This window comes from Paenibacillus sp. NPDC056579, from assembly GCF_042793215.1.
Classification (GTDB): domain Bacteria; phylum Bacillota; class Bacilli; order Paenibacillales; family NBRC-103111; genus Paenibacillus_S.
The window spans coordinates 559007-581985 of record NZ_JBHTVD010000003.1 but is presented as its reverse complement, the minus strand read 5'-3'; the positions used below and the strand labels follow the sequence as shown (position 1 = coordinate 581985).

Below are 22979 nucleotides of genomic sequence, written 5' to 3'. Positions count from 1 at the left end.
CCTTGACATCCATATTGAAGTAAAGTAAGCTTTACATAAAGTAAAGGTAGCTTTACAATTTGAAGTTATACAAGCAAAGGCCGGTGCGTTAGGTCGCATTAGTCACCTATGCTAAGGAACCGGGAGGAGCCGTATGAAGAACAAAATAAGGGAACTCCGGGCCAAGCTCAATTGGACGCAGGAGCAGCTGTCCGAACGGATCAACGTATCGAGGCAAACGGTTATCTCCATCGAGAACGGCCGATATAATCCGTCGTTGGATTTGGCGTTCAAGATCGCCAAGGCATTCGATTGCCGGATTGAAGACATCTTTATTTATGAGGAGGATGCACAATGATAGCAAGCTGGTTGGCTTGGGTTGGTTTGCTTGGAGGGGCTGCGATGGGATTGCTCGGCTGGTGGTGGGGCAGGTACATGATCAAAGGCAGCCGCGGTTTGGACGAGCGATACTTACTGGCATGGCAGCAAGCACGCGCCAAAGGGTGGCTTTGCTCATTGTTCGCCATATTTGCCTTATTCGTGGCTTTATTCCTTGGCTTACCCCTATCCGCTCCGGTCGTCCTCAGTATTTTGCTGATGATCCATATGCTCAGCTGGGCTCTTTTTGGTGTTTATTACATTATCCGGAGTTGACGTATATAAGCCTTGTTTGATGTTTGGGGCAAAATTCGTTACATTGGTAATAGGCATCGTTCTAAGCATGCAATATAAGGAAATGAAATTGGTAAAACGAAGGAGATTATATCAATGAGAGATCCGAGACTCAAACAGCTTGCGGCCAATTTAATCCGCTATTCCGTAAACCTTCAACCCGGTGAAAATATTTTGATCGAAATGATCGGCCTGAACGATCAGGAATTGACCAAGTGTCTAATTGAAGAGGTGCACGCGGCGGGAGGCCATCCGTTTATCGAGCTGCGCAATCCGGCTGTAACCCGCAGTCTGATTATGCATGGCACAAAGGAGCAATTCCGGACTCTCATGGAGCTGGAGCTCGAGCGGATGAAGAAGATGCAAGCTTACATCGGAGTGCGCAGCGGTGATAACATTACCGAAACGTCCGATGTGCCTGATGAGAAGATGAAGCTGTATGTGACGGAATACATGCGTCCGGTTACCGACCAGCGGGTCGATCATACGAAATGGTGCGTGATGCGCTATCCGAATCCGTCGATGGCCCAATTAGCCAACACAAGCACCGAGGCGTTCGAGGATTTCTACTTCCAGGTATGCAATCTGGATTACAGCAAAATGGGCAAGGCTATGGAAGCGCTCGTTCAATTGATGAACCGTACCGACAAGGTTCGGCTCGTGTCCCAGGGTACCGATTTGACGTTCTCCATAAAAGAGATTCCGGCTATCGCCTGCGCAGGGAAAAACAACATTCCCGACGGGGAAGTGTTCACGGCACCGGTCAAAAATTCCGTCAACGGCACTCTTTCCTATAACACGCCGACGATTTATCAAGGAACCTCCTTCGAGAATGTCGTGCTCCGTTTTGAGAACGGCAAAATCGTTGAAGCGACCGCCAATAATACGAAGAAGCTGAACGAAATTTTGGATACGGATGAAGGGGCAAGATACATAGGCGAATTCGCCATCGGTGTAAATCCTTATATTAAGCAGCCGATGAAGGATATTTTGTTCGACGAGAAAATCGACGGCAGTATTCATTTTACGCCGGGCAAAGCTTACGAGGATGCCGATAACGGCAACCGTTCTTCGGTACATTGGGATATGGTGCTTATACAGCGGCCGGAATTCGGCGGCGGCGAGCTATACTTCGACGATGTGCTGATCCGCAAGGACGGGCGGTTCGTCATTCCGGAGCTGGAGCAGCTGAACCCGGAAAATTTAATGTAATCCAAGTATTGCTATTAAAATGGAGCGATAAAAAGACGACCCGAGGGATTTCGATTCCTTTGGGTCGTCTCTGTTTTTACCACATTCGTATTATTTCCCTGTCCATTTACGGTACTGCAGCGGCGACATGCCGCACACCGACTTGAAGATGCGTCCGAAATGCGTGCTGCTGTCAAAGCCGACCTTCTCCGTAATATCCGTCACGGACAGCCGCGACGATTTGAGCAGCTTTTGCGCTTCCTGCACGCGCAGACTGTTGACGTACTCAATCACGCCGAAGCCGGTCACTTCTTTATAGATACGGCACAAGTAATAAGGGCTGATGTGAAAATGCGACGATAAGCCTTTCAGCGACATCGGTTCGCGGAAATGCTCGTTAATGTATTTCACGATGTCGGACACCTTGCGGTGCAGCGTCGTCGGGTGGTCGGTCGTTTTGCCTTTGCCCTCGGCCTGCTGTACGTGCCGGTAAATCATGAGCAGCAGCTCGCCGAGCAGCATGCGGACATAGCCTTCCGTTCCGGGTCCGGGCTGCTTTTGCTCCCGCAGCATTTTTTCCGTAATCGATTCGATTAGCATCAGCTCTCTCGCATCGGGATGCAGGATAGGCCCTTCCTCGAACGCCGTGTATAGGCCGTCTAAGATCGTGTGCTGGATCGGCTCCATGAAAGGCTCTTTGAAATTAATCAATATTCTCTCGTGATAAGGGGAATTGGCTTCCGTCGTCTTGTGCAAAATATGCGGCTGGATCAGCACAAGGTCCCCTTTTTTCACGTGATATGAGCGGTCCTTAATGAAATAAAACCGTTCCCCCGCCCGCATATAGTAGATTTCGTAGGAATCGTGCGAGTGGTTCTGCTTCATATTGAACGTGTCCGTTCTTATGGAATGATTCAAATGGAAGCCGTCCTTTTCCAGGAATGTAAACGGCTTTTCTTCTAGCTTCGGCTGGTTTGGCGGAATTTTCATCCAACGCGGCCTCCTGTACATGGTGATAAGTAGGTGTGCAAAAAACGTTGAAAAATTAAAATCTAAGCAATTAATGTGCTGTTTTCATCTCTTTATTGCGCTATACTCACAATAACACAGACAAGGGAGGAAATATAGATGTCAGGTCGTAAACGTTATGCACTCGTAGGTACAGGTGGAAGAGCAGGGTTCTTCTATACTTCCATTGTCCGCGATTATAAAGAAACATCCGAGCTTGTAGCATTTTGTGATATTAACCAAACCAGGATGGATGTAGCGAACAAAAAGATCGAGCCGTTCGGCGCAGGTCCGGTGCCTACTTATAAATCCCAAGATTTCGAACGGATGATCGAAGAGACGAAGCCGGATTTCGTTATCGTCACTACGGTGGACCGCACTCATCATACGTATATTATCCGTGCAATGGAGCTTGGCTGCGATGTTATCTCCGAGAAGCCGATGACAGTGGATGAAGTGAAATGCCAAGAGATTCTTGATGCTATCAAAAGAACGGGCCGCAATTTGCGCGTGACCTTCAACTACCGTTATTCTCCGCACAATACGAAAATCCGCGAGCTGATCATGGATGGAGCGATCGGAGACGTTCATTCCGTTCACTTCGAATGGCTGCTCAACACGAAGCACGGCGCGGACTATTTCCGCCGTTGGCACCGCGACAAGCGCAACAGCGGAGGCCTTCTCGTACACAAATCGACGCACCATTTCGATCTGGTGAACTTCTGGCTCGGCACTCAGCCTAAGACGGTATTCGCATTGGGAGACTTGATGTTCTACGGACGCGAAAATGCCGAAAAACGCGGCGTTACCGAGTTTTACTCCCGTGCCCACGGAGCCGAAGCGGCGAAGAACGATCCGTTCGCGCTTCACCTGGACCAAAACGAGAATTTGAAAGCCATGTACCTGGATGCCGAGAAGGAAGACGGTTATTTCCGCGACCAAAGCGTGTTCGGCGACGGAATCAACATCGAAGATACGATGGGCGTTATGGTCAAATACCGCAACAATGCGATTTTGACTTATTCCCTGTACGCTTATGCTCCATGGGAAGGCTTCCGCGTATGCTTCAACGGCAGCAAAGGCCGCATCGAAATGAACGTAGTTGAAGCCTCTTATGTGAACTCCGGCGGCGAGCAAGCGTTGGAGGGCGCGGTAAAAGGCAAGAAGATCACCGTATTCCCAATGTTCGACGCGCCGTATGAGGTGAAGGTCGAAGAGACGAAAGGCGGCCATGGCGGCGGCGATCCTGTATTGCTGAACGACCTGTTCGGCGAGAAAACGCCTGATCGCTTCAACCGTGCGGCTTCCCATGTGGACGGAGCGATGTCGATCCTTACAGGGATTGCTGGTAATCATTCGATCAAAACCGGTCTGCCTGTTCAAGTGGCGAGCCTGGTCCAATTCTAATATCGTACGAGAGCGCAAGGTACGCTGATTGAGCGGCCTGGCGCTCTTTTTTTCGATTCACCAGACCGGTAACATATACTTTGCTGGCGAAATTTGTTATTTTGAAGAAAGCGGGTATGCTTCTATTTTACCATAAAGGAATGGAATTGCGTTGATTTGCGTTGATTCATGCGATTTCTGTTTTATCTGTGAGCAATGTTGCTTACCCGGCTTAATCATCAATCTTACATAGTTTAAGGAGTGCGTGTTTATGGGTCAAAGCTTGATCGTTGTTTTTCTTGTCTTGGCCGGTATGATCCACTGGGTGAGCGTATCGGATGATCAGACAGCTGCCAAATTGCAGGGAGGAGGAAGTGTTTCTGTGCCATCTTCAAGCAGCTCGGAAACAATGGCACCGGTGGAATCGAAGTCAGCGGAACCGGCGAAGGATAGGGAAGCAGCCGCCAAATCGAAGACATATGCTAAACCGCCGGAGATGACCATTAACGCCGCAGCCTCGTACCAGGCCGTTTTACATACGAACAAGGGAGATTTTACGATGGAGCTGTTCCCGCAATCAGCCCCGGTTACGGTGAACAATTTTGTGTTTTTGGCGAGGGAAGGGTTTTATGACGATGTTGTGTTTCACCGTATCATTCAATCGTTCATGGTACAAACCGGCGATCCGACAGGTACTGGCAGCGGCGGCCCGGGGTACCGGTTCAAGGATGAGCTGAATTCTCCCTATAAGTATGAGCCTGGAATTGTGGCTATGGCGAATTCGGGGCCGAATACGAACGGCAGCCAGTTTTTCATCTGTACCGGCGAGGATAGCAGCTATTTGAATCAGATGCCGAATTATACGATTTTCGGAAAAGTGACGGACGGGATGGACACCGTTCTGAACATTGCAGGTACGCCGGTTACCAGCAGCAAGTTTGCGGGAGAGAAAAGTTCGCCGACCGAGGAGGTCGTCATTCTCTCTATTGACATTATGGAAGGGAAACCGGAATAAACAAATAGAGTCCCGGTCAGGAGGTAAGGGTAAGGTGGAGCAATATTCAACATTAATCGGCGTCATATTGGAGAAGCTGGATCAAACGTACAAGGATTTGTTGTTCAATTATAACGGCATGGACGGCGTACTGCAGCAGCATTCTGCCGAGGAGAGGGCTTCCGTGCCAGAGCTTATGACTATTGCCGAGCTCAAGGATGTGTATGGGGAGCTGATTCGCAGACTGGAAGAGCGCATGCCCGGGATTAAAGACTAGTTCTTGATTCTTGGTAGGAGGGGATTCGGGTTATGGGATTGTTTGACGGTTTGATGGGGAACGCTTCCGAGGTCAGCTTGGCGGAAGTCCAGAAGGAGTATGCTCATATATTGGCGAACGGCGAGCGAGTGGAAAAGGCTTATAAACTGATCCGCGACATGTTTATATTCACGGACAAACGGCTGATCTTGGTCGACAAGCAAGGATTAACCGGCAAAAAAGTGGAGTATCACTCGGTTCCGTACAAATCGATTACGCATTTCAGCGTGGAGACGGCGGGGCATTTCGATCTGGATGCCGAATTGAAGATTTATATTTCCGGCAGCGCTGCGCCGCTGCAGAAGAGATTCAACAAAAGCTTGAACATCTACGAGGTTCAAGCGGTGCTCGCATCCTATGCGGTGAGGTAGCACGCATAGTGCAGGAGCGGAGGAGTAACGCGGAAAAACCGCGTTAGAGAAGCGGCGGAGGCGCAGCCCGCGCCCGTAAAGCGAAAAACCCGCTTTACGTGGCCTGTTTTAGCCGCGCCAGCCGTCCGAGCAGCTACGATAACGCGGAACAACCGCGTTACAGAAGCGGCGGAGGCGCAGCCCACGCCTGTAAAGCGGAAAATCCGCTTTACGTGGCCTGTAAGCCGCGCCAGCGTCCGGGCGGCCACGATAACGCGGAAAAACCGCGTTACAGAAGCGGCGGAGGCGCAGCCCACGCCTGTAAAGCGGAAAATCCGCTTTACAGGGACTGGTTCGGCCGCGCCAGCCGTCCGAGCAGCTACGATAACGCGGAAAAACCGCGTTACAGAAGCGGCGGAGGCGCAGCCCACGCCTGTAAAGCGGAAAATCCGCTTTACGTGGCCTGTATTAGCCGCGCCAGCGTCCGGGCGGCCACGATAACGCGGAAAAACCGCGTTACAGAAGCGCCGGAGGCGCAGCCCGCGCCCGTAAAGCGGAAAATCCGCTTTACAGTGACTCGCTCTGCCTCTGGTGCGACCTCTTCACGCTCGCACATCACAAAGCAGCACGCTCGCCAAGCTCAGGCGAGGTGCTGCTCATTTTTAACTCGCTTTTAACGACCACGGTCGTCCGATGATGCTATAATGAATCTAAAGCCAGTTCGGAAAAGAGGAATGCAACATGAAACGGATCCTGGAAACGATCCTCGTCACATTTGCAGGCGGCGTGCTGTTCACGCTGCTGCACGTCCCGCTCAGCTGGATGCTCGGGCCGCTCACGGCTGTGCTGCTGTGGACGTCGTTCACCAAGCGGCGCCTGACGTGGCCGGCAGGGATGCGCAACGCCGGCCTAGCGCTGCTCGGCTACGGCATGGGGCTCTCGTTCACGATGGAGAGCGCGAGACAAATCTCGTCGCAGCTGCCGTCGATGCTTATCGCAACCATCCTGACGGTTGCCTTTAGTCTGGGCGCAGCGTTTCTGACAGCCCGCTATACCGGGGTCAGCATGGCCAGCAGCGCGATAGGAAGCATCCCCGGCGGTCTGTCGCAAATGGTGGTGCTGAGCGAAGAAATCGAGGGAGCGGAGACGGCGGTCGTCGCCTTTATGCAGACGATCCGCCTGCTCACCGTCATCTTCGCCGTCCCGTTTTTGGCCGTCCATGGCCTTGCGGGCGGAGCGGTAACCGCCGCCGCCGGCGTGCCCCCTACGGGCAGCTCAAGTACAAGCACCGGCTTGTTCTCCTCCCTGGTCGATTGGGGAGCGGTCATAGTGGCAAGGCCGGTGTTTTTCGGCTTAATCGTCGTTATCGTGCTGGCATCGGCATGGATCGCCGTCCGGCTGCGGTTTCCGACGCCGTTTTTTCTCGGGCCGATCCTGGCTGCGGGAATTATTACCGTCGCGGGGTACGAGCCGCCGCATTTGCCTCCGTTATTCACCTTGCTGGCGCAATGGAGTCTGGGCATTTACATGGGGCTCGGCATTAAGCTGAGCAGCCTGTCCAACTGGAAAAAGCTGCTGCCCTATTCTATCGCGGGAAGCATTGCGGTCGTCGCTTTTTCGCTCGGCTTGTCGTACTTGTTCAGCAAGGTGCATCCGATGTCGCTGCTGACTGCTTTTTTGAGCACGTCTCCTGGAGGGATGACGGAGATGGCGGTTACGGCTTCGATGGTGGGAGCGGATGTATCGATGGTGGTCGCGTATCAAATGTTTCGCATTTTGTTTATTTTGTTCATCGTCCCTTACATGCTGCGCTGGGGATTCCGCCGCTTCAGCGGCGGAGCGAGCTCGCGGCCCAGCCGCGGCTGATTTTAGCGCTGGTGCTTGCGGTATTCGTGAGGCGTCATTTTCGTGAGCTTTTTGAACATGCGGCCGAAATGGGCGATATTCTCGAAGCCGACGGCATCGGCGATATCGATAATTTTGTAGCTCGTCTCCCTCAGCAGCTTTTGCGCTTCGCGAATGCGCGTCATATTGACGTACTCGATGAACGAGAAGCCGGTAATTTCCTTGAATGCACGGCTCATATAATACGGACTCATGAAAAATAGCTCCGAGATGCCGGACAGCGTCATTGGCTCCTGATAATGGATGTTGATGTGCTGGACGATCTCGGATATTTTTTTGTGCAGAGGGCTGGCATGCTCGAAAGGCACGCTTTCAATGCGCTCGGCGTAACGGCTTGAGAACAGGAGCAGCTCGACGAGCAGCAGCTTCACATACGTTTCAAAGCCGGTTTGCTTGTCATTAAGCTCTCGTGTCATCTTGTTCATGATGGTCTGCACGAAAATCTGGTCCTGCAAATTCAAGCTGAGCACATGAGCGGGCTGCTGAAACACTCCGAATACCGAAGGATGGTAGAGAGGGTGATCCGTTCCAACGAACGTATCGCTGAAATTAATGACGATTCTTTCGTGACCGGGCTGTCCGATATCGGTAGTTTTATGAACATCATGCTTGTTGATGAATACCAGATCCCCTGGCGAGATCATGTAAGAGCGGTCCTTGATGAAATATGCCCGCTGTCCCGACATCAAATAATAAATTTCGTACGTGCCGTGAAAATGATTCGTCCTCTCGAACGGCTCCGTCCGTTTAATATGCTGTATATAAAAGTCTCCTTCTTCCGCACCGTAGGTGAGGGAAACCGTCTCGCTCATGGAGATTGCGTCACATCCTGCCTGTTTGATTTCGTCTACAACATCTGCTGCACTTCCCTCAATGGAGAGCGGCAGAGTCCAACTTGCCTTGATTGTAACAGAGATTGAACCTTTTTCATAGCAAGATACGCATAGAAAATAGGAAATCAAGCAAAATCCGTAAAGAAACTAATATGATTTTGCGCTATGATCAGTATATTAAATTGTTCCTATATAAGGAGGCTTTTTTCATGAGCAAGTTTCAAGCGATCGCCCAAGCTGTGAAAGAAGGCAGCGTAAGCGGCCTCGGTTCTTCCGAAGGAGTTAAAGTGTATCCGCGTTCATTGGCGGAATCAGGCAATGTGAAGCTCATTATGGTGAAGGACAAGCAGACGAAGCTGATCTTGGCCGTGGGCGAAGGCTCTTTGTTCGACGAGCTGCAAGGCTCTGTTGAAGGCGGTATCAAAGCATGCCCGCTGACGCATGAAAACCGTTTGGTTTTAAATAAATATTTCGATTACACCGTGCCGCGCGCATTCGGAACGCAAGTGGCGACGATCGGTCTCGGCGACCGTCTCGGTATCGCTTCCCCAGGACATATCCAGACGATCCGCGGAAGAAACGTTCGTCCGATTCTGGCCCAACAAAGTATCCGCGAGCTGAACCTGACAGGCCGCGATTACAAGCAAGTGGTCGATGCAGCGTGCTTCGCCGTATTCCAGGAAGGCTACAAAGACGGCTTCGGCGCAGACGGCGACCATCTGAAGGTAGAAGCGGACATCGAGCTGGCGCTCGGACTTGGCTTCACGATGCTGACGCTCGATTGCTCCGAATATATCGACAACACTATCGAAGGCTTGACGGCTGCCGAGCAGGCTGCCAAATATAACGCGCTGTCCGCAGACATCCGCAATCATTATGAGTCCCGCTACTTGAACCAAACGTTCGAGGTAGCCGGCACTTCCATTACGTTCGACCAAGAAACATTGGCGAAAAACGTGCTGATCTACGGACCGGCCATCAGCTTCATGGAGCACATTTACAACAAATATATTAAAACCGCCGGCCGTGAAATCGATTTTGAAATTTCCATCGACGAGACGGCTACGCCTACAGCTCCGGAATCCCACTTCCTCGTTGCCAAAGAGCTGTATGCCCGCGGTTTGACGATCTACAGCATGGCACCTCGTTTCATCGGCGAGTTCCAGAAGGGGATCGACTACATCGGAGACATCGCGCAGTTCGAGCAAGAGCTCATTATCCACGCCGCGATTGCGGACGATTTCGGCTACAAGCTCAGCATTCACTCCGGAAGCGACAAGTTCAGCGTATTCCCGATTATCGGCAAATATACGAAGGGCCGCTTCCACGTGAAAACAGCCGGAACGAACTGGCTCGAAGCGGTAAGAACGGTTGCCAAAGTAAATCCGGGTCTGTACCGTAAAATGCATGCGTATGCGTTGGAGCATTTTGAAGAAGCTACGGTTTACTACCATGTCACCACGGACTTGAGCAAAATCGCTCCGTTGGATCAAGTGGATGACGCCGACCTGGCGGATACGTACATGAACGAGAACAATGCCCGTCAATTGATTCACATTACGTACGGCATTCTGCTGCAAGCGAAGGATGCTCAAGGCAATTCGCTGTTCAAGGACGAGTTCTATCGTACATTGAGCGACCAAGAAGAAGCTTTCGAGCAATCGCTCAAAGCCCATATCGGCAAGCATCTGGACTTGCTCGGCAAGTAAGAGGCATCGGGCCGAAGCGTGCGAACCGCACGTTTCGGCCACCTGTCCATTTCGCTATAATAGATCTTGTTGGATGCCAAGCGGCACCACTAGATCGCAATACTATTTCCAGTTAGAGAGGATTGAACCTGTCCCATGAAAAAATTTCTCGACGAGAACTTTTTGCTGTCGAACGAAACGGCGATCCGCCTGTACCACGACTACGCAAAGGATATGCCTATCATCGACTACCACTGCCATTTGAGCCCGCAGGAAATTTACGAGAACAAAACGTTCAAAAATATTACGGAGGCGTGGCTGTACGGAGATCACTACAAGTGGAGAGCGATGAGAGCGAACGGCGCCGAGGAGAAATACGTGACCGGCGGAGAAGGATCGAGCGACTATGACCGCTTCCTTGCTTGGGCCAAAACCGTACCTCAGACGATCGGCAATCCGCTGTATCACTGGTCTCACCTTGAGCTGCAGCGCTACTTCGGCATTTACGATTTGATCAATGAAAAGAACGCTCCGGCGATTTGGGAAAAGGTCAACGCCCAACTGAACGGTGAAGGCTTCGGAGCAAGAGATTTTATTACCAAATCGAATGTTAAGGTCGTATGTACGACGGACGATCCGACGGATTCGTTGGAATATCATATCAAGATTAAAGAAATCAAAGATTTTGACGTCCTGGTACTGCCTTCCTTCCGTCCCGACAAAGGGCTGGAAATCAACCGTGCAACCTTTGTTCCATGGGTGAAGAAGCTGGCTGAAGTATCCGGCTCGGCTATCGATACGTACGATCAATTGTTGGCAGCGCTGGATGCGAGAATCCGGTTCTTCCATTCGGTTGGCGGCCGCGTGTCCGACCATGCTTTGGATTACGTTGCTTATGCAGAGACGACCCAAGAAGAGGCGGCGGCTATCTTCGCCAAAGCGTTGAAAGGCGAAACGGTAACTCTCGAAGAAGAGAAGAAGTACAAAACTTATACGCTCGTATTCATGGGCAAACGCTATGCGGAATTGGGCTGGGCCATGCAGTTCCATATCAATGCGGCGAGAAACAACAACAGCCGGATGTTCGGCAAGCTGGGTCCGGATACAGGCTACGATTCGATCAACGACAGCTCCCTGGCGTATCCGCTTGCGAAGCTGCTGGATGCACTGGACAGCGAAGACGCGCTGCCTAAAACGATCCTGTATTCCTTGAATCCGAAGGATCATTATGTGCTCGGCACCATTATGGGAAGCTTCCAAGGCGGCGGCGTACCAGGCAAAATCCAGCTCGGTTCCGCATGGTGGTTCCTTGATACCAAAGACGGCATGCTTGAGCAAATGAAGGCACTTTCCAATCTGGGCTTGTTCAGCCGTTTCGTAGGTATGCTCACCGATTCCAGAAGCTTCTTGTCGTACACAAGACATGAATACTTCCGCAGAATCGTCTGCAACCTGATCGGCGAATGGGTAGAGAACGGGGAAGCGCCGGACGATCTGGAGCTGCTTGGCGAGATCGTGCAAAATATTTCCTACAACAATGCCGATCAATACTTTCAATTTTCTTCTTAATCGCGAATAAGAACTGTTCATACAAGCCGGTACTCCAATGGATGCCGGCTTTTTTTTTGCCATGAGATGGAAGGAAATGAGAGCACCGTGCAGAAATAATGGAGCATCCATAGCCGCAACGGCAGATGGCAGACAACGATAGGAGAGAGATTCTGCAATGCAAACAAGCCCAGTACCGCAGCGTTCCGGCGCAGCCCCGTTCCAAGCATTGTCCTTCAGACAGCTGCTGTTATTTTTCCTTCCTCTTGGCGCCTCGGCCAGTCTCGTCATGATATCGCATGTTATTATTAACGGGACGCTGGCCCGTTCGGCTCATCCGGAGCTGCTGATCGCAAGCTATACGATCGCTTTGAGCTTAATGGACGTAATAGAACGTCCGGCCATATTGCTGCGCCAGACCTGCTCGGCGCTGGTGCGCGACAAGGTGTCGTTCCGGGCGATGTCAGCCATAGCGGCTTATCTTCTTGTGTGCTGCTTGATTGTCGGCTCGCTGATCAGCTATACCCCTATGGGACCATGGGTATTCATCCGCTTGTTCGGGGCCGAGCCGTCGCAAGTGCCGGAAATCGTCAACGTGTTTCAATGGCTGAATCTCGTTATTCTATTTTCCGGCGTCCGCTGTTTGTTCCACGGGATTATTATCGTGAACCTGCGGACCAAATGGTTGACCATCGGCATGGGAATCCGGCTGATCGGCATGTTCCTGGTCGCTGCTTATTTTGTCTCCACGGACAAAGTAACGAGCGGTTCGGTGGGAGCGTTGATATTTTTGACCGGCATGGCGATCGAATGCATCATCAGCGTAATCGAAGGGCGCTCGCTGTTGCGGCGTGACATTCCGGAAAAGCTGGAAGGGCACCCGGTCACGAACAAAGCGCACATTTTCCGCTTCTACCGTCCTCTAATGGTCTCATCGTTTTTGGCCGTGATGATTGATCCTGCGATAAATGCCGCTCTAGGCACGACGGGCAATATGGAGCTCGCTATCGCTTCGTTTGCCATCGCATTGAATTTGGCTCATTTGATGCAGAGCTTCTTTTCGTATTTGCATCAAATCGTGTTGAATTTCTATCACGTCAATGCACGGAAAGTGTTCCGTTTTGCCGTCACGGTAGCGTTTCTCCCTGCTGTACTCGTATCGATCCTGGGCTACTCTCCGGCCGGTCCGTGGTTTCTCGAGCACGTAATGGGGGTGCAGGCCGGTTCGCCCTTGATGAAGGAAACGCTGCAGGCTCTCCGCTGGTTTATGATCATGAACCTGGTATTTCCATGGCTTGATTATCTCAATGGTCTGCTCATGCTGCGGGGCCAGACGAAGGTTATGGTATGGTCGCAGGCATGCAATGTAGCTGTGGCTATCCTTATGCTCGTAGTTCTTGTCCGGATTGTGCCCTATTGGAGCGGCTCCATCGGGGCGCTGGCGCAGTCTCTCGGGCTAGCTGCCGAGATAGGGGTTGTGCTCTACGTTCTGCGGGCAAGCAGGACAGCTTCGGGAAAAACGGCTAATCAAGCGTTCTGAGGTTACCTTGATTTTGGATGATCGTGTTGACCTCGAGATTAAGCTTCATGGAAGGATAATATTCGGATCTCCAGGAGGCCAAACGGTCCCTGGGGACTTTATTGCGGAAATATTGTCCGACGCCCAAAATATCCGCTTCCTTGGCTTGCAGCCTGCGGAACATCGACTGGAAGCGGGTTGAAATAAGCTGCTGCAGCTCGCTGCGTATTGAATCGAGGGTTATATTATCTTTTGTTTCCAGTATCGTGACCTTTAACTGAATGCGGCTGTTCAGCAGCGCCTTATTATCCTTTATAGAGCTTTTGTGGGACATCCTATTGTTTAGGATCAACACGGAGGCGTGATCCAGCACCTCGATTCTCCCTTGGGTGCTTAACCCTTTGAATGCGTTAAATAGCAGCGTTTCATCCATAGATATCCGGTCCACCATCTTGCCGTTCTTGATCACGGCGGAGCCGTCGCTCTCAATGGGAGTTGAGCGGCCTGCCTTTACTATCGGAATGGCAACGTCATGCGTGAAAGAGTGGATGCTGCGAAAGAGCTCCCAGACGCGGGTTTGAGCGATTTGCGGATTCCATCCGGCACTGTTCTCGAAGAAGTCGTACAGCACCGTACTGTTTCTTTTTGCCGCCTGATTCAACTGCTCAAAGAAGGTTTCCAGATTATCGCTGCATATGACTACCATCGTTTTCGCTGAAATATCCCGGGAACGCATGAAGCTGGCTATACTGTCATTGACCCCTTGCTGTACAAAGGACTTGTCCAGGAGAATGATTTTTAAGTGCAGCAAATCCACACTGCTTTCCATATTCGCGCTGATCCGGTCCACAATCTCACTGATGGTGGTTCCGGTGCCGCTGACAACCCGCATTTGCATTCCGCCCTTGTATGGTTCGGGAACTTGCAGATACACTTTATAATCTCCGTCTACTTTGGAAATCCCCATAACAATCGGCAAAGCCCGATGATTGATATCTTTAATATCCCAGCACCCGCTCAAGACCAGTAATGATGCCACGATAAGGAACGTTCGAACCGTCAGCTTCAAGCCAATTCTATTAGCCATGCCCATTGAAGTCCTTTCGTTTGTGACGAATGCCCAACACGAGTGTCATGATGGGGATTACTGTAATGACATAGAGTCGCAAAATGGTGTTCCACCAAAACAGCTGCTCTACAAGCTTCCAATCAGGAATTTGTAAGCAAACTACAAAAATGACGATCGCAAGAGCCAGCGTGATATAGATAGGTTTAACGGAAGGTATGCAGCGATGCAGTATTCGTTTCGTTTTCCACAATACGAGCGACATAAACAACATGACGAAGGTTACCATGCTAAGCAAGAAAAACATAGTAACCCGCTCGAACATCAACCAATCAATATGGAGAGTATCAATCGTCGTGATAAAAGGAAACTGTAACAGCGAAGCCGTATGCTGACCGAATGTAAGAACCGGCGCATAGACCGAGATGATAAATAAAGGGAGAAGCAATAGGCTAGCCCATACAATATTCCGGGAACGATACTTAACATAGGGCGTAACGAATCCGAGGAACAGGAAGCCTCCCGCGAAGGCGAATAAACCTTGTAAAAAAGACCGGTTCGCAACAAACGAGAACGATAGCGCTTTCCGGTCCGCCAAGGGCAGCAAATAATGCCAGTCGGCATTTTGGAACACGGTTAACAAGACGAACGCCACCAAAGGAAGGAACAGGAATGCCATCAATAATGCCGTACGAAACAGCGATTCTATGCCCAATACTGCCATGAAGGTGGATACAGCTACCAATAGGAGCATAATGACCCATAAGGGAGTATCGGAAAGGAAATTTAACGAAACGATCTCCGAATAAGCTCTCACGGTAATAATATTGACTGCCAGCAAATAAAAAAGAACCGGGGTTAACAGGGCTATGGCAGCCGCTTTGCCTGCAGTCAAATAAATATCGATCAAATCTTGCCTGTTAAAATAGCTCAAGCCCTTCATATACACAATCACAAAAATAATATGAATCGCGAACCCGACCGTAACGGCTAACCAATGGCCGATCTCCATACTGCAAACGATATCTGCGGGATATACAAAGAAGATGAGTCCCACATGAGTCAAAATATACATGAGCATGACTTGAATACTTTTATCCATTGGACTCATCCTTGGGTTTTGGTAATTGCAGATAAGGGACGCCGAATGAAGTAACGCTGGCCACATAGGCGCATATGAGCACCAATCCGGACAGCAATCCCAGCACACCGTATATAGCGGACAAGATCAGAATGACGTACTTAAACATGCGAATGCTGATTGAATTTTGGAATCCCGATACCGTCGAGCTGGCTATGAATGTCGCGGCCAGGATAATAATGAGAAGATTGCTGACCAGCTTGGCTGCTACTACCGCTTGTCCAAGAATAATGCCTCCTACCATCGTAATAGTTGGACCGATGCTCTTGGGGAGCCGGACGCTTGCTTCCAGAATCAATTCCAATACGAACAGCAGCAGGATCGTTTCTATAAATGCAGGGTAGGGGACCCCGGCGCGGCTCTCGGCAATGGACAGGGCGAGCTCAATCCGCAGCACATCGGGATTTACGGATACTAAGGCAACATAGAGTCCGGGCATGAGGATGTTGCCCAATACGCCTCCGATACGCAATAAACGCATTAGAGCCATAAAGACGATCGGGAAGTTACGGTCGTTTTGAACAGCGAACATATCCCATAAACTGCTTGGTAAAATAAGGGCATAAGGAAAGCGATCGAGCAGCAGGACGGCTTTGCCTCGCATGAGGGCGTTAGAAGCGTTCTCGGGAAGTTCGGTCGTATTGTAATTGGTAACGAGCGTCCAATCGGTAAACCCGAGCACTTTGTTCAACGATTTCAAATCCTGAACATCTTGCTCCAGGTGAGATTCGATACGCTCTACTATAGCATGAAGCAATTTTGAATCGACCCGCCCTTCTACGTACAGAAGAGCAAGTCTTTTTCGTTGAATGGTACCTAGCCAATACGATTTCGTATGCAGCTGGGGTGAATTGAGCTGTTTTTTCATAATCCCGATATTCGTTTCGATATCTTCGTTGAAGGCGCTGATAGAGCCGCGCATGACGTTTTCCGTGGTAGGCGCTTCGATAGCACGGGTCAGGACGGGATTCGTCGGAGTGACATTCACCCAGATTCCGCGATGTTCAATGAAGAGTAGGAGTTGTCCTTTGACCATTTCCGCAACAAGCGCCGATTCGTCGGGGTGAAGAAGGATATTCCCAATCCCGTTCAACAGATCATCGATCGGCTGATTAGAGGAAATGGCGTTCTGAACCTTCAACTGAAGGAGAAGCATCGTTTGAGGTAAATCGATCAGCGAATTAAATCCAATCAAGGTAATAGGGATATTGGCAAGAAAAGTCCGCTGGAGCAGTAAATCCGAATCATTTCTGTATTTGGCTTGCAAGCTGCCGATTAAATCCACTTCATGTCACATCCAGGCTGCGAGTTTACCCTAATTATTTCCTTGTCCTTCCTTTCTATACATGTTTCCGGCGCTATGACACTTGCGATCATGGAAGAGAGACTCCATATGTAAAATAGTGTGCAAAAGTAAACTTCTTCCTCGATACGTGCGAGCCGAAACCGAAGGTCGGGGAGCGGCTTTTCGGTACCCCAATCCGGAATATAACGTGTAAGTGCTTATAAACATGGCAAAACCGTCCTTGATCCAGGACGGTTTTTGACATTGCCTTTGTTTAGCCGGGGCAATACTCGGGCCGGACGGTATGATGAGAGCTTACGCGAGCTGCTGCTGTGTTTTTCTTGCTTTTCTTCCGTATTTGGCATGATAAAATTTGTTGAACAGTTCCTTTACCATCTCTTTTTCTTCCGGAACCAGTCTCATGATTCTGAAATAAGTACGGACTTTATCGTCGTCGGCAAACTGCTTCCAAGTCAGTAGTTCCTCTTTTTCAATAGCTTGATCCAGCGATAGCGTAATCCACTTTTTAATGCCGCCGGTACATAACTTGAACTGATTCGGTATAAAATAAGCGGTAGAAGCGGCGATTTCCGGTTTCAAGCGAAGCAATCTTGCCGTGTTCAAAGCATCGTCCAATGCCGAATGATGCTGTCCGACCGGTTCCAGCTGATGATCGGCCAAAGCCTGCTGAAGGCCGCCTTCGAAAAATGCCGTCACATCCAGCATATTGACGAGCCATTCATTGTTTTGCTGGTTGACCTTGCAATCCAGGAACAGGTGGAAAAAGTCGCCTCCGCCCCAAGCCAGAAGCTTGTACTCCTCGCCGCAAAAAGCCCGGAATTCTTCCATTACTTCTGAAAAAGAATTGCTTTGCTGCAGCGTTTCCTTGCTGATGCCGCAAAATTGCAGAGCGAATCTATTAATATAAAAGTTCGGTTTAATGTAGCTCTGAAACGTGTCTACGACTTCCAGCTGCTCGTCCAGCTTCACGGCGCCGATCTCGATAATTTCCATCGGGTAAATGTCGTAATGCTTCCGGCCGTTAAACTCCAGATCGATGACAATGTAATTCATTCGTTCACCTCCTTGTACAAGCATACCATGTTTATGCCGATCCGTTATGATGTTTTTGTTACCATCCGGTGAGATTTCTTCTAATTTTGGCGGCGGAAATCGTTCGCTGATCCATTCGGGGCGGATTTTCGCTGCAATACAAAAGTGTTTGTACCATTTTTCTTCATTAAGCGACAAGTTTTTGCTATAATAGAGTGAATTATTGTACGCGAAGGGGATTAGTATGGACTATATTAGCACGCGAGGCAAGGTAGAGAAATGTGGATTCATCGATGCGTTTTTGATGGGGCTGGCTAACGACGGAGGTCTTGTGATCCCGAGTGAAATTCCTCAGATCTCGGAGGATAAGCTGAAGGAATGGCAAAGCCTGTCCTATCAGGATTTGATGCTTGAAATATTCTCGTATTATACGAACGACGAGATTCCATATGAGGATTTGAAAAAGCTGGTCTATGACAGCTATTCCACCTTCCGGGATCCGGCTGTTACTCCGTTAAAGCAAATTAACGAGCAGCTGTACGTCCTCGAGCTGTTCCACGGACCGACATTTGCCTTTAAAGATGTGGCGCTGCAGTTCATGGGTAACTTGTATTCCTATGTAGCGACGCGACGCAATGAAATAATTAATATTCTTGGGGCAACCTCCGGCGATACGGGCGCAGCGGCAATTCAAGGCGTTCGGGGCAAGGAAGGCATCCGCATTTGTATTTTGCATCCGCACCAAAAGGTCAGCAAGGTTCAAGAGCTGCAAATGACAACGGTGCAGGACGACAACGTGCTGAATTTGTCCGTCAAAGGCAACTTCGACGACTGTCAGCAAGCGATCAAGGAGCTGTTCGCGGATATTGAGTTTAAGCAGCAATATCATTTGAGAGCGATCAACTCGATCAATTTCGTACGGATTTTATCCCAAACCGTTTATTATTTCTATGCTTACTTCCAAATTGCGAAAAAGCAAAATGTAGGCAAAATCAATTTCAGCGTGCCGACAGGCAACTTCGGCAACATTTTCTCCGGCTATTTAGCCAAACAAATGGGTCTTCCTATCGGCAAGCTCATCTTGGCTACGAACGAGAACAACATCTTGGAGCGGTTCGTCAAGGAAGGCATTTATATGCCGGGCGATTTCCACAGCACCTACAGCCCGTCGATGGATATTCAGATTGCGAGCAACTTCGAGAGATACTTGTATTATCTGAATAACAAGAATGCGGATAAAGTGGCTGAAATCATGAACCGGTTCCGCACCGAAGGCAAGATCGAATTCGGTCCGGAGGATCTTGCGAAGGTCGCTCAAGACTTCGTCTCTGAAGGCGTTCAAGGCCAACAATGCTTGGATGTTATCAGCAAATACGATAAAGATTACGGCTATTTGTTCGATCCGCATACGGCTTGCGGCGTCGCTGCTTATGAAACACACAGCGGCAAAGACGAAATTTGCGTCGTGTTCGCGACGGCTCATCCGGCCAAATTCAACGAGTCGATCGCATTGGTCGATATTAAGCAGCAGTTCCCTGCGGAAATTACTCAATTGTTCGATAAGCAGCAATTTCAGACGGTTATCGATAACGATAAGCAGGTTCTCGTGCAGCAGCTGGAACAATTTTTCGCATAAACAAGAAATCGCTCCTTGGCGCAGGGGGCGATTTTTTTGTGCTTTGGCAGCTGGGCATTCCCATGTAAAAAGCTGTACTGAGCTTTGCTGGAGGAAAAAGAAGCCCTTGTTCCTTCGGGCAGGAGGAACAAAGGGCTTGTTTGCTTACTGCTGCGACTGCTCGGACGATGAGCTTAGCTGCGTGTTGCGGCCGGCTCCGAGACCGACGATGAAAAACAAAACGATAACGGCGATCAGCACGAACAATGGACCGGTCCAGCCGCCGGTCAGATCGTGAAGCCAGCCGAACAAAATCGGCCCGAGGGCGGCGAGCAGGTAGCCGAACGATTGGGCCATGCCCGACAGCGCCGCGGCTTGCGGAGCGCTAGATGAGCGCAGGGCGAAGAATGCAAGCGCCAGGCTGATGCTCGCGCCTAGGCCGAGGCCGATAAAGACGATCCATACCGGCACCATCGCAGCGGCAGGGAAGAGCAGCAGCCCTCCGTACCCGATCAGGGATGCGGCGGCAGTAAAGGCGACGAGCCCGCGTTGGCTTGCCGTGCGGCCCGCCAGCACCGGCACGATGAACGAAGCGGGCAAGCTGACGAACTGCATGAGCGACAGCATCCACCCGGCGGCCGCCGCGCTCATGCCTCTGTCATGCAGGATGGCCGGCAGCCATGCAATCGTCACGTAGAACGCGAGCGATTGCAGCCCCATGAACAGCGTCACTTGCCATGCAAGCGGCGAGCGCCACAGACTCCCGGAAGCCTTGGCAGGCGCCGGCGCCGAGAGCGATGGTTTGGCGCCGCGCAGCTGCGGCAGCCATACCGCAATGCCCGCGGCGGCGAGCAGTGCCCAGCAGCCGAGGGAGCCGCGCCAGCCGAGGCCGAGCCCCTCGGCCATCGGCACGCTGATCCCCGAGGCAAGCCCGGCCAAGCCGCTCATGGAGACGGTATAGAGGCCGGTCATAAGCCCGACCTGGTGAGCGAAGTCGCGCTTGATCAAGGCGGGCAGCATGACGTTACTTACAGCAATGGCTGCGCCAAGAATCGCCGTGCCGGCATATAACGCCGCGGCAGAAGGGACGGAGCGGAGCACAATGCCGGCGGCGAGGGCGATCAGACCGCCGAGCAGCGTTCTTTCCGTTCCGAACCGGCGGGACAGCGCAGGAGCCAACGGGGAAATAAGCGCAAATGCTATTAGCGGAAGTGCGGTAAGCAGGCTTGTCATGACATTGGATAAACCGGTATCATTCCGGATGGATGCCGCTAAGGGGCCGACTACCGTGATCGACGCTCTCAGATTGGCGGCGATGAGCACGACTCCGGCCATGAGCAGCAATCGGCTTGAACGAAGCGATGCGGCATCCTTCGCATCGTCCATGAGCGATGGCTCTGTAGTTATTTTCATAGTGATTCACTCCTTCCAAGTGTGAAGCCGAAACCAAGATTGCTTCTATTAGTAAACTATAATATACTTATGAATATAAAAAGTAAACTATAATTTATTAGGGGGGCGGCATTATGGATACTACAAAGCAATCGGAACCGCAAGAAATGCTGCAGATGGTAAGAAGTATCGGATCGGCGCTCAGGCAGCTTCGCAAAGAGCGGAAGCTGAGCTTAGACGAGCTTGCGGATCGTACCGGGGTAAGCAAGCTGACTTTGGGTAAAATCGAACGGGGAGAATCGAACCCGAGCTTGTGCGTTATATGGAGAATGACGGACGGGCTTGGGGTTCCATTGTCATCTCTGTTTGCAGAGGAAAGCGGGGTATTGGTGTCCAGATCCGGAGAGGGAATTCAATTGACGGACGGACCGTGGAAGATAGAGCCTATGTTCGCCGAATCGGCCAATGGTACGGTAGAAATATACCGGGCGTATCTCGATCCGCACAGCGAATATTCCTCCGAGTATCATCCGACAGGCTTAACGGAGACGGTCACGGTATTATCCGGTTCCGTCCGCGTCATAGTATGCGATAAGCCTTATGAGCTTAAGGCCTTTGACGCGGTACGGTTCCGCGGGGATCACAAGCACTCCTACAATAACGATACGGATGAGGTTGCCGTCCTGCAAATATCTTTGGAGCGGCAGCCATAAGGGCGGCCGCTGCCACTACCGGTGTCCTTCATACCAGCTTAATACGCTGCGCCAATCCCATTGCTCGTAATAGTTGCTCCCTCTATCGATAGAATCAACCCATACGGAGGCCTGCGATCCGTCGGGCAGTCCCAGCATGACGCTCGCTTTCGTCCTGTCCGAGCGCACCCAGCCGAGCTTTTCCGATGAAGGGCCGTACCAGGGAGAATAATCGCCGAATCCTCCAGGCGGAGAGGAGATCTGCTTCTGCTCGGAAGAGCGGACCCGGACTTGGACAAGCACAGGAAGCGGCCGTTCGGACGGCTCTTGGGACCAGGAGCTTTCTTTGGATCGTTGCACGACGAGCGAATCGTCGTTCTGCCAGGTGAAATTCCCGTCCGCGTATCCGGGAGGTGTCAGCTGCGGGGGCCGAAAAGCAGGGAGCTCTTTGACCTTCAAGTGCTTGTTCTCCAAAGCCATTCGGAGTCCGCCTTGAATATAAGCGAGCTTGCTCGTTCGGGGTGCCCATTGAAACCAGCTGGAATTGGCCAGCATTTCGTCCAAAGTTTTGAACGTTTTGCCGTTCGAAGACAGCAAGCACAGCATGTCGCTGTCGGCGGACCAGGATGCCGTAGGGTGAACGACGAAGGCGATCCACTTGCCGTCGGCGGACCATTTGAACGTCGTGGTCCCGATGGACAGGACCGTGACGCCGCCATGCTTCAGCTCGGAAGGAAGAGTGAAGAAGCGGTGCATTTTGGACTCGTCCGTGCCCGCCCCAAGAGGAATTTTGTACAGGATAGGGCTGGTCCAGCCGTCCGGCAGCCGCTTCGCCGTAGTAGAGGCGAGATATCCTGTGCCGTCGGGCAGCCAGGAGTAATTGCCGATGCCGAATGCTTCGTTCTCAAACGGTTTCTCAGCCAAATTGGCCGTATCGGTCTTGTTCAAAACGCCATCATCGAGAAAGGCCGCGATATTGCGGTTCGGCGACCACTGCACATTACCTGCGCCGCCTTCATATACCTTGACGTGACGGTCTGACTTTGTTTCGTACAGCCACAGCTCTCTTGATTCTCCGTCCTTTGATTTGAAATAGGCAAGCCACGTTCCGTCATAGGACCAGACCGGGTAGGAGGCTTCGCCGTCTTTCGTCAACTGCTTTTCTTCGCCTGTATGCTGTTTCACCCATACATGGCCTCCCCTAACGAAAGCGGCTTTAAGCAGGCTGTCGGGAGCAGCCTGCACCTGCGTGACGTTTCCCCATATAGCGGCCGATATGAGTAGGGCGATCAGGAGAGTTCTCCCTATTGCAGTCGATTGAAATAGTTGAAGCGGTAGTCTCATGG

Annotated in this window: 22 protein-coding genes; 13 read left to right on the top strand and 9 right to left on the bottom strand. The window is 51.1% G+C overall.

Annotation, left to right across the window (positions count from 1 at the left end; all coding sequences use genetic code 11):
- The first annotated feature begins 133 nt into the window (after positions 1–133).
- The 3 genes from ACFQ88_RS15230 (at position 134) to ACFQ88_RS15220 (ending at position 1863) form a co-directional block, all read left to right on the top strand.
- Positions 134–337, top strand: a complete 204-nt coding sequence (locus ACFQ88_RS15230) for a helix-turn-helix transcriptional regulator (RefSeq protein WP_239627355.1) — start codon at positions 134–136, stop codon at positions 335–337.
- On the top strand, positions 334–633 hold the full coding sequence (locus ACFQ88_RS15225) for a hypothetical protein (RefSeq protein WP_239627353.1): 300 nt from the start codon (positions 334–336) through the stop codon (positions 631–633). The genes ACFQ88_RS15230 and ACFQ88_RS15225 overlap by 4 nt, the downstream gene beginning before the upstream one ends.
- Positions 634–747: 114 nt before the next feature.
- Positions 748–1863: an aminopeptidase gene (locus tag ACFQ88_RS15220; RefSeq protein ID WP_379454652.1), complete on the top strand. Its 1116-nt coding sequence runs from the start codon at positions 748–750 to the stop codon at positions 1861–1863.
- Between the two features lie 90 nt (positions 1864–1953).
- Here ACFQ88_RS15220 and ACFQ88_RS15215 read toward each other — a convergent pair whose 3' ends face one another.
- Positions 1954–2832: a helix-turn-helix transcriptional regulator gene (locus ACFQ88_RS15215; RefSeq protein WP_239627351.1), complete on the bottom strand. Its 879-nt coding sequence runs from the start codon at positions 2830–2832 to the stop codon at positions 1954–1956.
- A gap of 138 nt (positions 2833–2970) precedes the next feature.
- On the opposite strand from ACFQ88_RS15215, the gene ACFQ88_RS15210 reads away from it, so the two are divergent.
- The 4 genes from ACFQ88_RS15210 to ACFQ88_RS15195 all read left to right on the top strand — a co-directional run bounded on the left by ACFQ88_RS15210 (position 2971) and on the right by ACFQ88_RS15195 (position 5917).
- On the top strand, positions 2971–4257 hold the full coding sequence (locus ACFQ88_RS15210; RefSeq protein WP_239627350.1) for a Gfo/Idh/MocA family protein: 1287 nt from the start codon (positions 2971–2973) through the stop codon (positions 4255–4257).
- A 250-nt stretch (positions 4258–4507) separates the two neighbouring features.
- Positions 4508–5251: a peptidylprolyl isomerase gene (locus tag ACFQ88_RS15205; RefSeq protein WP_379454651.1), complete on the top strand. Its 744-nt coding sequence runs from the start codon at positions 4508–4510 to the stop codon at positions 5249–5251.
- Between the two features lie 34 nt (positions 5252–5285).
- On the top strand, positions 5286–5507 hold the full coding sequence (locus ACFQ88_RS15200; protein ID WP_239627346.1) for a hypothetical protein: 222 nt from the start codon (positions 5286–5288) through the stop codon (positions 5505–5507).
- 32 nt (positions 5508–5539) lie between these two features.
- Positions 5540–5917 (top strand): PH domain-containing protein, encoded by a 378-nt coding sequence (locus ACFQ88_RS15195; protein ID WP_239627344.1) that lies wholly within the window; start codon positions 5540–5542, stop codon positions 5915–5917.
- Here the strand turns inward: ACFQ88_RS15195 and ACFQ88_RS15190 are convergent.
- Positions 5902–6327: a hypothetical protein gene (locus ACFQ88_RS15190; RefSeq protein WP_379454650.1), complete on the bottom strand. Its 426-nt coding sequence runs from the start codon at positions 6325–6327 to the stop codon at positions 5902–5904. The genes ACFQ88_RS15195 and ACFQ88_RS15190 overlap by 16 nt on opposite strands.
- Before the next feature lie 310 nt (positions 6328–6637).
- Here ACFQ88_RS15190 and ACFQ88_RS15185 point away from each other — a divergent pair, with 310 nt between their 5' ends.
- Positions 6638–7762 (top strand): AbrB family transcriptional regulator, encoded by a 1125-nt coding sequence (locus tag ACFQ88_RS15185; RefSeq protein WP_379454649.1) that lies wholly within the window; start codon positions 6638–6640, stop codon positions 7760–7762.
- A 2-nt stretch (positions 7763–7764) separates the two neighbouring features.
- On the opposite strand, the gene ACFQ88_RS15180 is transcribed toward ACFQ88_RS15185, so the two are convergent.
- Entirely contained in the window at positions 7765–8613 is an 849-nt protein-coding gene (locus tag ACFQ88_RS15180) for a helix-turn-helix domain-containing protein (RefSeq protein ID WP_239627336.1), read from the bottom strand.
- 230 nt (positions 8614–8843) lie between these two features.
- On the opposite strand from ACFQ88_RS15180, the gene ACFQ88_RS15175 reads away from it, so the two are divergent.
- The 3 genes from ACFQ88_RS15175 to ACFQ88_RS15165 all read left to right on the top strand — a co-directional run bounded on the left by ACFQ88_RS15175 (position 8844) and on the right by ACFQ88_RS15165 (position 13410).
- Complete coding sequence (locus ACFQ88_RS15175; protein WP_379454648.1) at positions 8844–10343, top strand: tagaturonate epimerase family protein; 1500 nt, start codon at positions 8844–8846, stop codon at positions 10341–10343.
- A gap of 135 nt (positions 10344–10478) precedes the next feature.
- Positions 10479–11891, top strand: a complete 1413-nt coding sequence (gene uxaC / locus ACFQ88_RS15170; RefSeq protein ID WP_379454647.1) for a glucuronate isomerase — start codon at positions 10479–10481, stop codon at positions 11889–11891.
- A 157-nt stretch (positions 11892–12048) separates the two neighbouring features.
- Positions 12049–13410 (top strand): multi antimicrobial extrusion protein MatE, encoded by a 1362-nt coding sequence (locus ACFQ88_RS15165; protein WP_379454646.1) that lies wholly within the window; start codon positions 12049–12051, stop codon positions 13408–13410.
- Here the strand turns inward: ACFQ88_RS15165 and ACFQ88_RS15160 are convergent.
- The 4 genes from ACFQ88_RS15160 to ACFQ88_RS15145 all read right to left on the bottom strand — a co-directional run bounded on the left by ACFQ88_RS15160 (position 13394) and on the right by ACFQ88_RS15145 (position 17955).
- Positions 13394–14476, bottom strand: coding sequence for a Ger(x)C family spore germination protein (locus tag ACFQ88_RS15160; RefSeq protein ID WP_379454645.1), 1083 nt, complete (start codon positions 14474–14476; stop codon positions 13394–13396). The genes ACFQ88_RS15165 and ACFQ88_RS15160 overlap by 17 nt on opposite strands.
- Complete coding sequence (locus ACFQ88_RS15155) at positions 14469–15557, bottom strand: GerAB/ArcD/ProY family transporter (RefSeq protein ID WP_379454644.1); 1089 nt, start codon at positions 15555–15557, stop codon at positions 14469–14471. The genes ACFQ88_RS15160 and ACFQ88_RS15155 overlap by 8 nt, the downstream gene beginning before the upstream one ends.
- Entirely contained in the window at positions 15550–16881 is a 1332-nt protein-coding gene (locus tag ACFQ88_RS15150; protein ID WP_379454643.1) for a spore germination protein, read from the bottom strand. Before ACFQ88_RS15150 ends, ACFQ88_RS15155 begins: the two co-directional genes overlap by 8 nt.
- A 315-nt stretch (positions 16882–17196) precedes the next feature.
- Entirely contained in the window at positions 17197–17955 is a 759-nt protein-coding gene (locus ACFQ88_RS15145; RefSeq protein ID WP_379454642.1) for a 3'-5' exonuclease, read from the bottom strand.
- A 223-nt stretch (positions 17956–18178) separates the two neighbouring features.
- Here ACFQ88_RS15145 and thrC point away from each other — a divergent pair, with 223 nt between their 5' ends.
- On the top strand, positions 18179–19570 hold the full coding sequence (gene thrC / locus ACFQ88_RS15140) for a threonine synthase (protein WP_379454641.1): 1392 nt from the start codon (positions 18179–18181) through the stop codon (positions 19568–19570).
- Positions 19571–19714: 144 nt separating this feature from the next.
- Here the strand turns inward: thrC and ACFQ88_RS15135 are convergent, their stop codons facing one another.
- Positions 19715–20962 carry a CynX/NimT family MFS transporter gene (locus ACFQ88_RS15135; RefSeq protein ID WP_379454640.1) on the bottom strand — a complete coding sequence of 416 codons (1248 nt, stop codon included), beginning with the start codon at positions 20960–20962 and terminating at the stop codon, positions 19715–19717.
- A 113-nt stretch (positions 20963–21075) separates the two neighbouring features.
- Here ACFQ88_RS15135 and ACFQ88_RS15130 point away from each other — a divergent pair, with 113 nt between their 5' ends.
- Complete coding sequence (locus ACFQ88_RS15130; RefSeq protein ID WP_379454639.1) at positions 21076–21654, top strand: helix-turn-helix domain-containing protein; 579 nt, start codon at positions 21076–21078, stop codon at positions 21652–21654.
- A gap of 15 nt (positions 21655–21669) precedes the next feature.
- Here the strand turns inward: ACFQ88_RS15130 and ACFQ88_RS15125 are convergent, their stop codons facing one another.
- Entirely contained in the window at positions 21670–22818 is a 1149-nt protein-coding gene (locus ACFQ88_RS15125) for a TolB-like translocation protein (RefSeq protein ID WP_379454638.1), read from the bottom strand.
- Positions 22819–22979: the final 161 nt, after the last annotated feature.

What these genes read in the sequence shown, in the direction of transcription:
- ACFQ88_RS15230 (WP_239627355.1), top strand. Translation starts at nt 134, where the DNA reads ATGAAGAACAAAATAAGGGAACTCCGGGCCAAGCTCAATTGGACGCAG.
- ACFQ88_RS15225 (WP_239627353.1), top strand. Translation starts at nt 334, where the DNA reads ATGATAGCAAGCTGGTTGGCTTGGGTTGGTTTGCTTGGAGGGGCTGCG.
- ACFQ88_RS15220 (WP_379454652.1), top strand. Translation starts at nt 748, where the DNA reads ATGAGAGATCCGAGACTCAAACAGCTTGCGGCCAATTTAATCCGCTAT.
- ACFQ88_RS15215 (WP_239627351.1), bottom strand. Translation starts at nt 2,832, where the DNA reads ATGAAAATTCCGCCAAACCAGCCGAAGCTAGAAGAAAAGCCGTTTACA.
- ACFQ88_RS15210 (WP_239627350.1), top strand. Translation starts at nt 2,971, where the DNA reads ATGTCAGGTCGTAAACGTTATGCACTCGTAGGTACAGGTGGAAGAGCA.
- ACFQ88_RS15205 (WP_379454651.1), top strand. Translation starts at nt 4,508, where the DNA reads ATGGGTCAAAGCTTGATCGTTGTTTTTCTTGTCTTGGCCGGTATGATC.
- ACFQ88_RS15195 (WP_239627344.1), top strand. Translation starts at nt 5,540, where the DNA reads ATGGGATTGTTTGACGGTTTGATGGGGAACGCTTCCGAGGTCAGCTTG.
- ACFQ88_RS15185 (WP_379454649.1), top strand. Translation starts at nt 6,638, where the DNA reads ATGAAACGGATCCTGGAAACGATCCTCGTCACATTTGCAGGCGGCGTG.
- ACFQ88_RS15180 (WP_239627336.1), bottom strand. Translation starts at nt 8,613, where the DNA reads ATGAGCGAGACGGTTTCCCTCACCTACGGTGCGGAAGAAGGAGACTTT.
- ACFQ88_RS15175 (WP_379454648.1), top strand. Translation starts at nt 8,844, where the DNA reads ATGAGCAAGTTTCAAGCGATCGCCCAAGCTGTGAAAGAAGGCAGCGTA.
- uxaC (WP_379454647.1), top strand. Translation starts at nt 10,479, where the DNA reads ATGAAAAAATTTCTCGACGAGAACTTTTTGCTGTCGAACGAAACGGCG.
- ACFQ88_RS15165 (WP_379454646.1), top strand. Translation starts at nt 12,049, where the DNA reads ATGCAAACAAGCCCAGTACCGCAGCGTTCCGGCGCAGCCCCGTTCCAA.
- ACFQ88_RS15160 (WP_379454645.1), bottom strand. Translation starts at nt 14,476, where the DNA reads ATGGCTAATAGAATTGGCTTGAAGCTGACGGTTCGAACGTTCCTTATC.
- ACFQ88_RS15155 (WP_379454644.1), bottom strand. Translation starts at nt 15,557, where the DNA reads ATGGATAAAAGTATTCAAGTCATGCTCATGTATATTTTGACTCATGTG.
- ACFQ88_RS15145 (WP_379454642.1), bottom strand. Translation starts at nt 17,955, where the DNA reads ATGAATTACATTGTCATCGATCTGGAGTTTAACGGCCGGAAGCATTAC.
- thrC (WP_379454641.1), top strand. Translation starts at nt 18,179, where the DNA reads ATGGACTATATTAGCACGCGAGGCAAGGTAGAGAAATGTGGATTCATC.
- ACFQ88_RS15135 (WP_379454640.1), bottom strand. Translation starts at nt 20,962, where the DNA reads ATGAAAATAACTACAGAGCCATCGCTCATGGACGATGCGAAGGATGCC.
- ACFQ88_RS15130 (WP_379454639.1), top strand. Translation starts at nt 21,076, where the DNA reads ATGGATACTACAAAGCAATCGGAACCGCAAGAAATGCTGCAGATGGTA.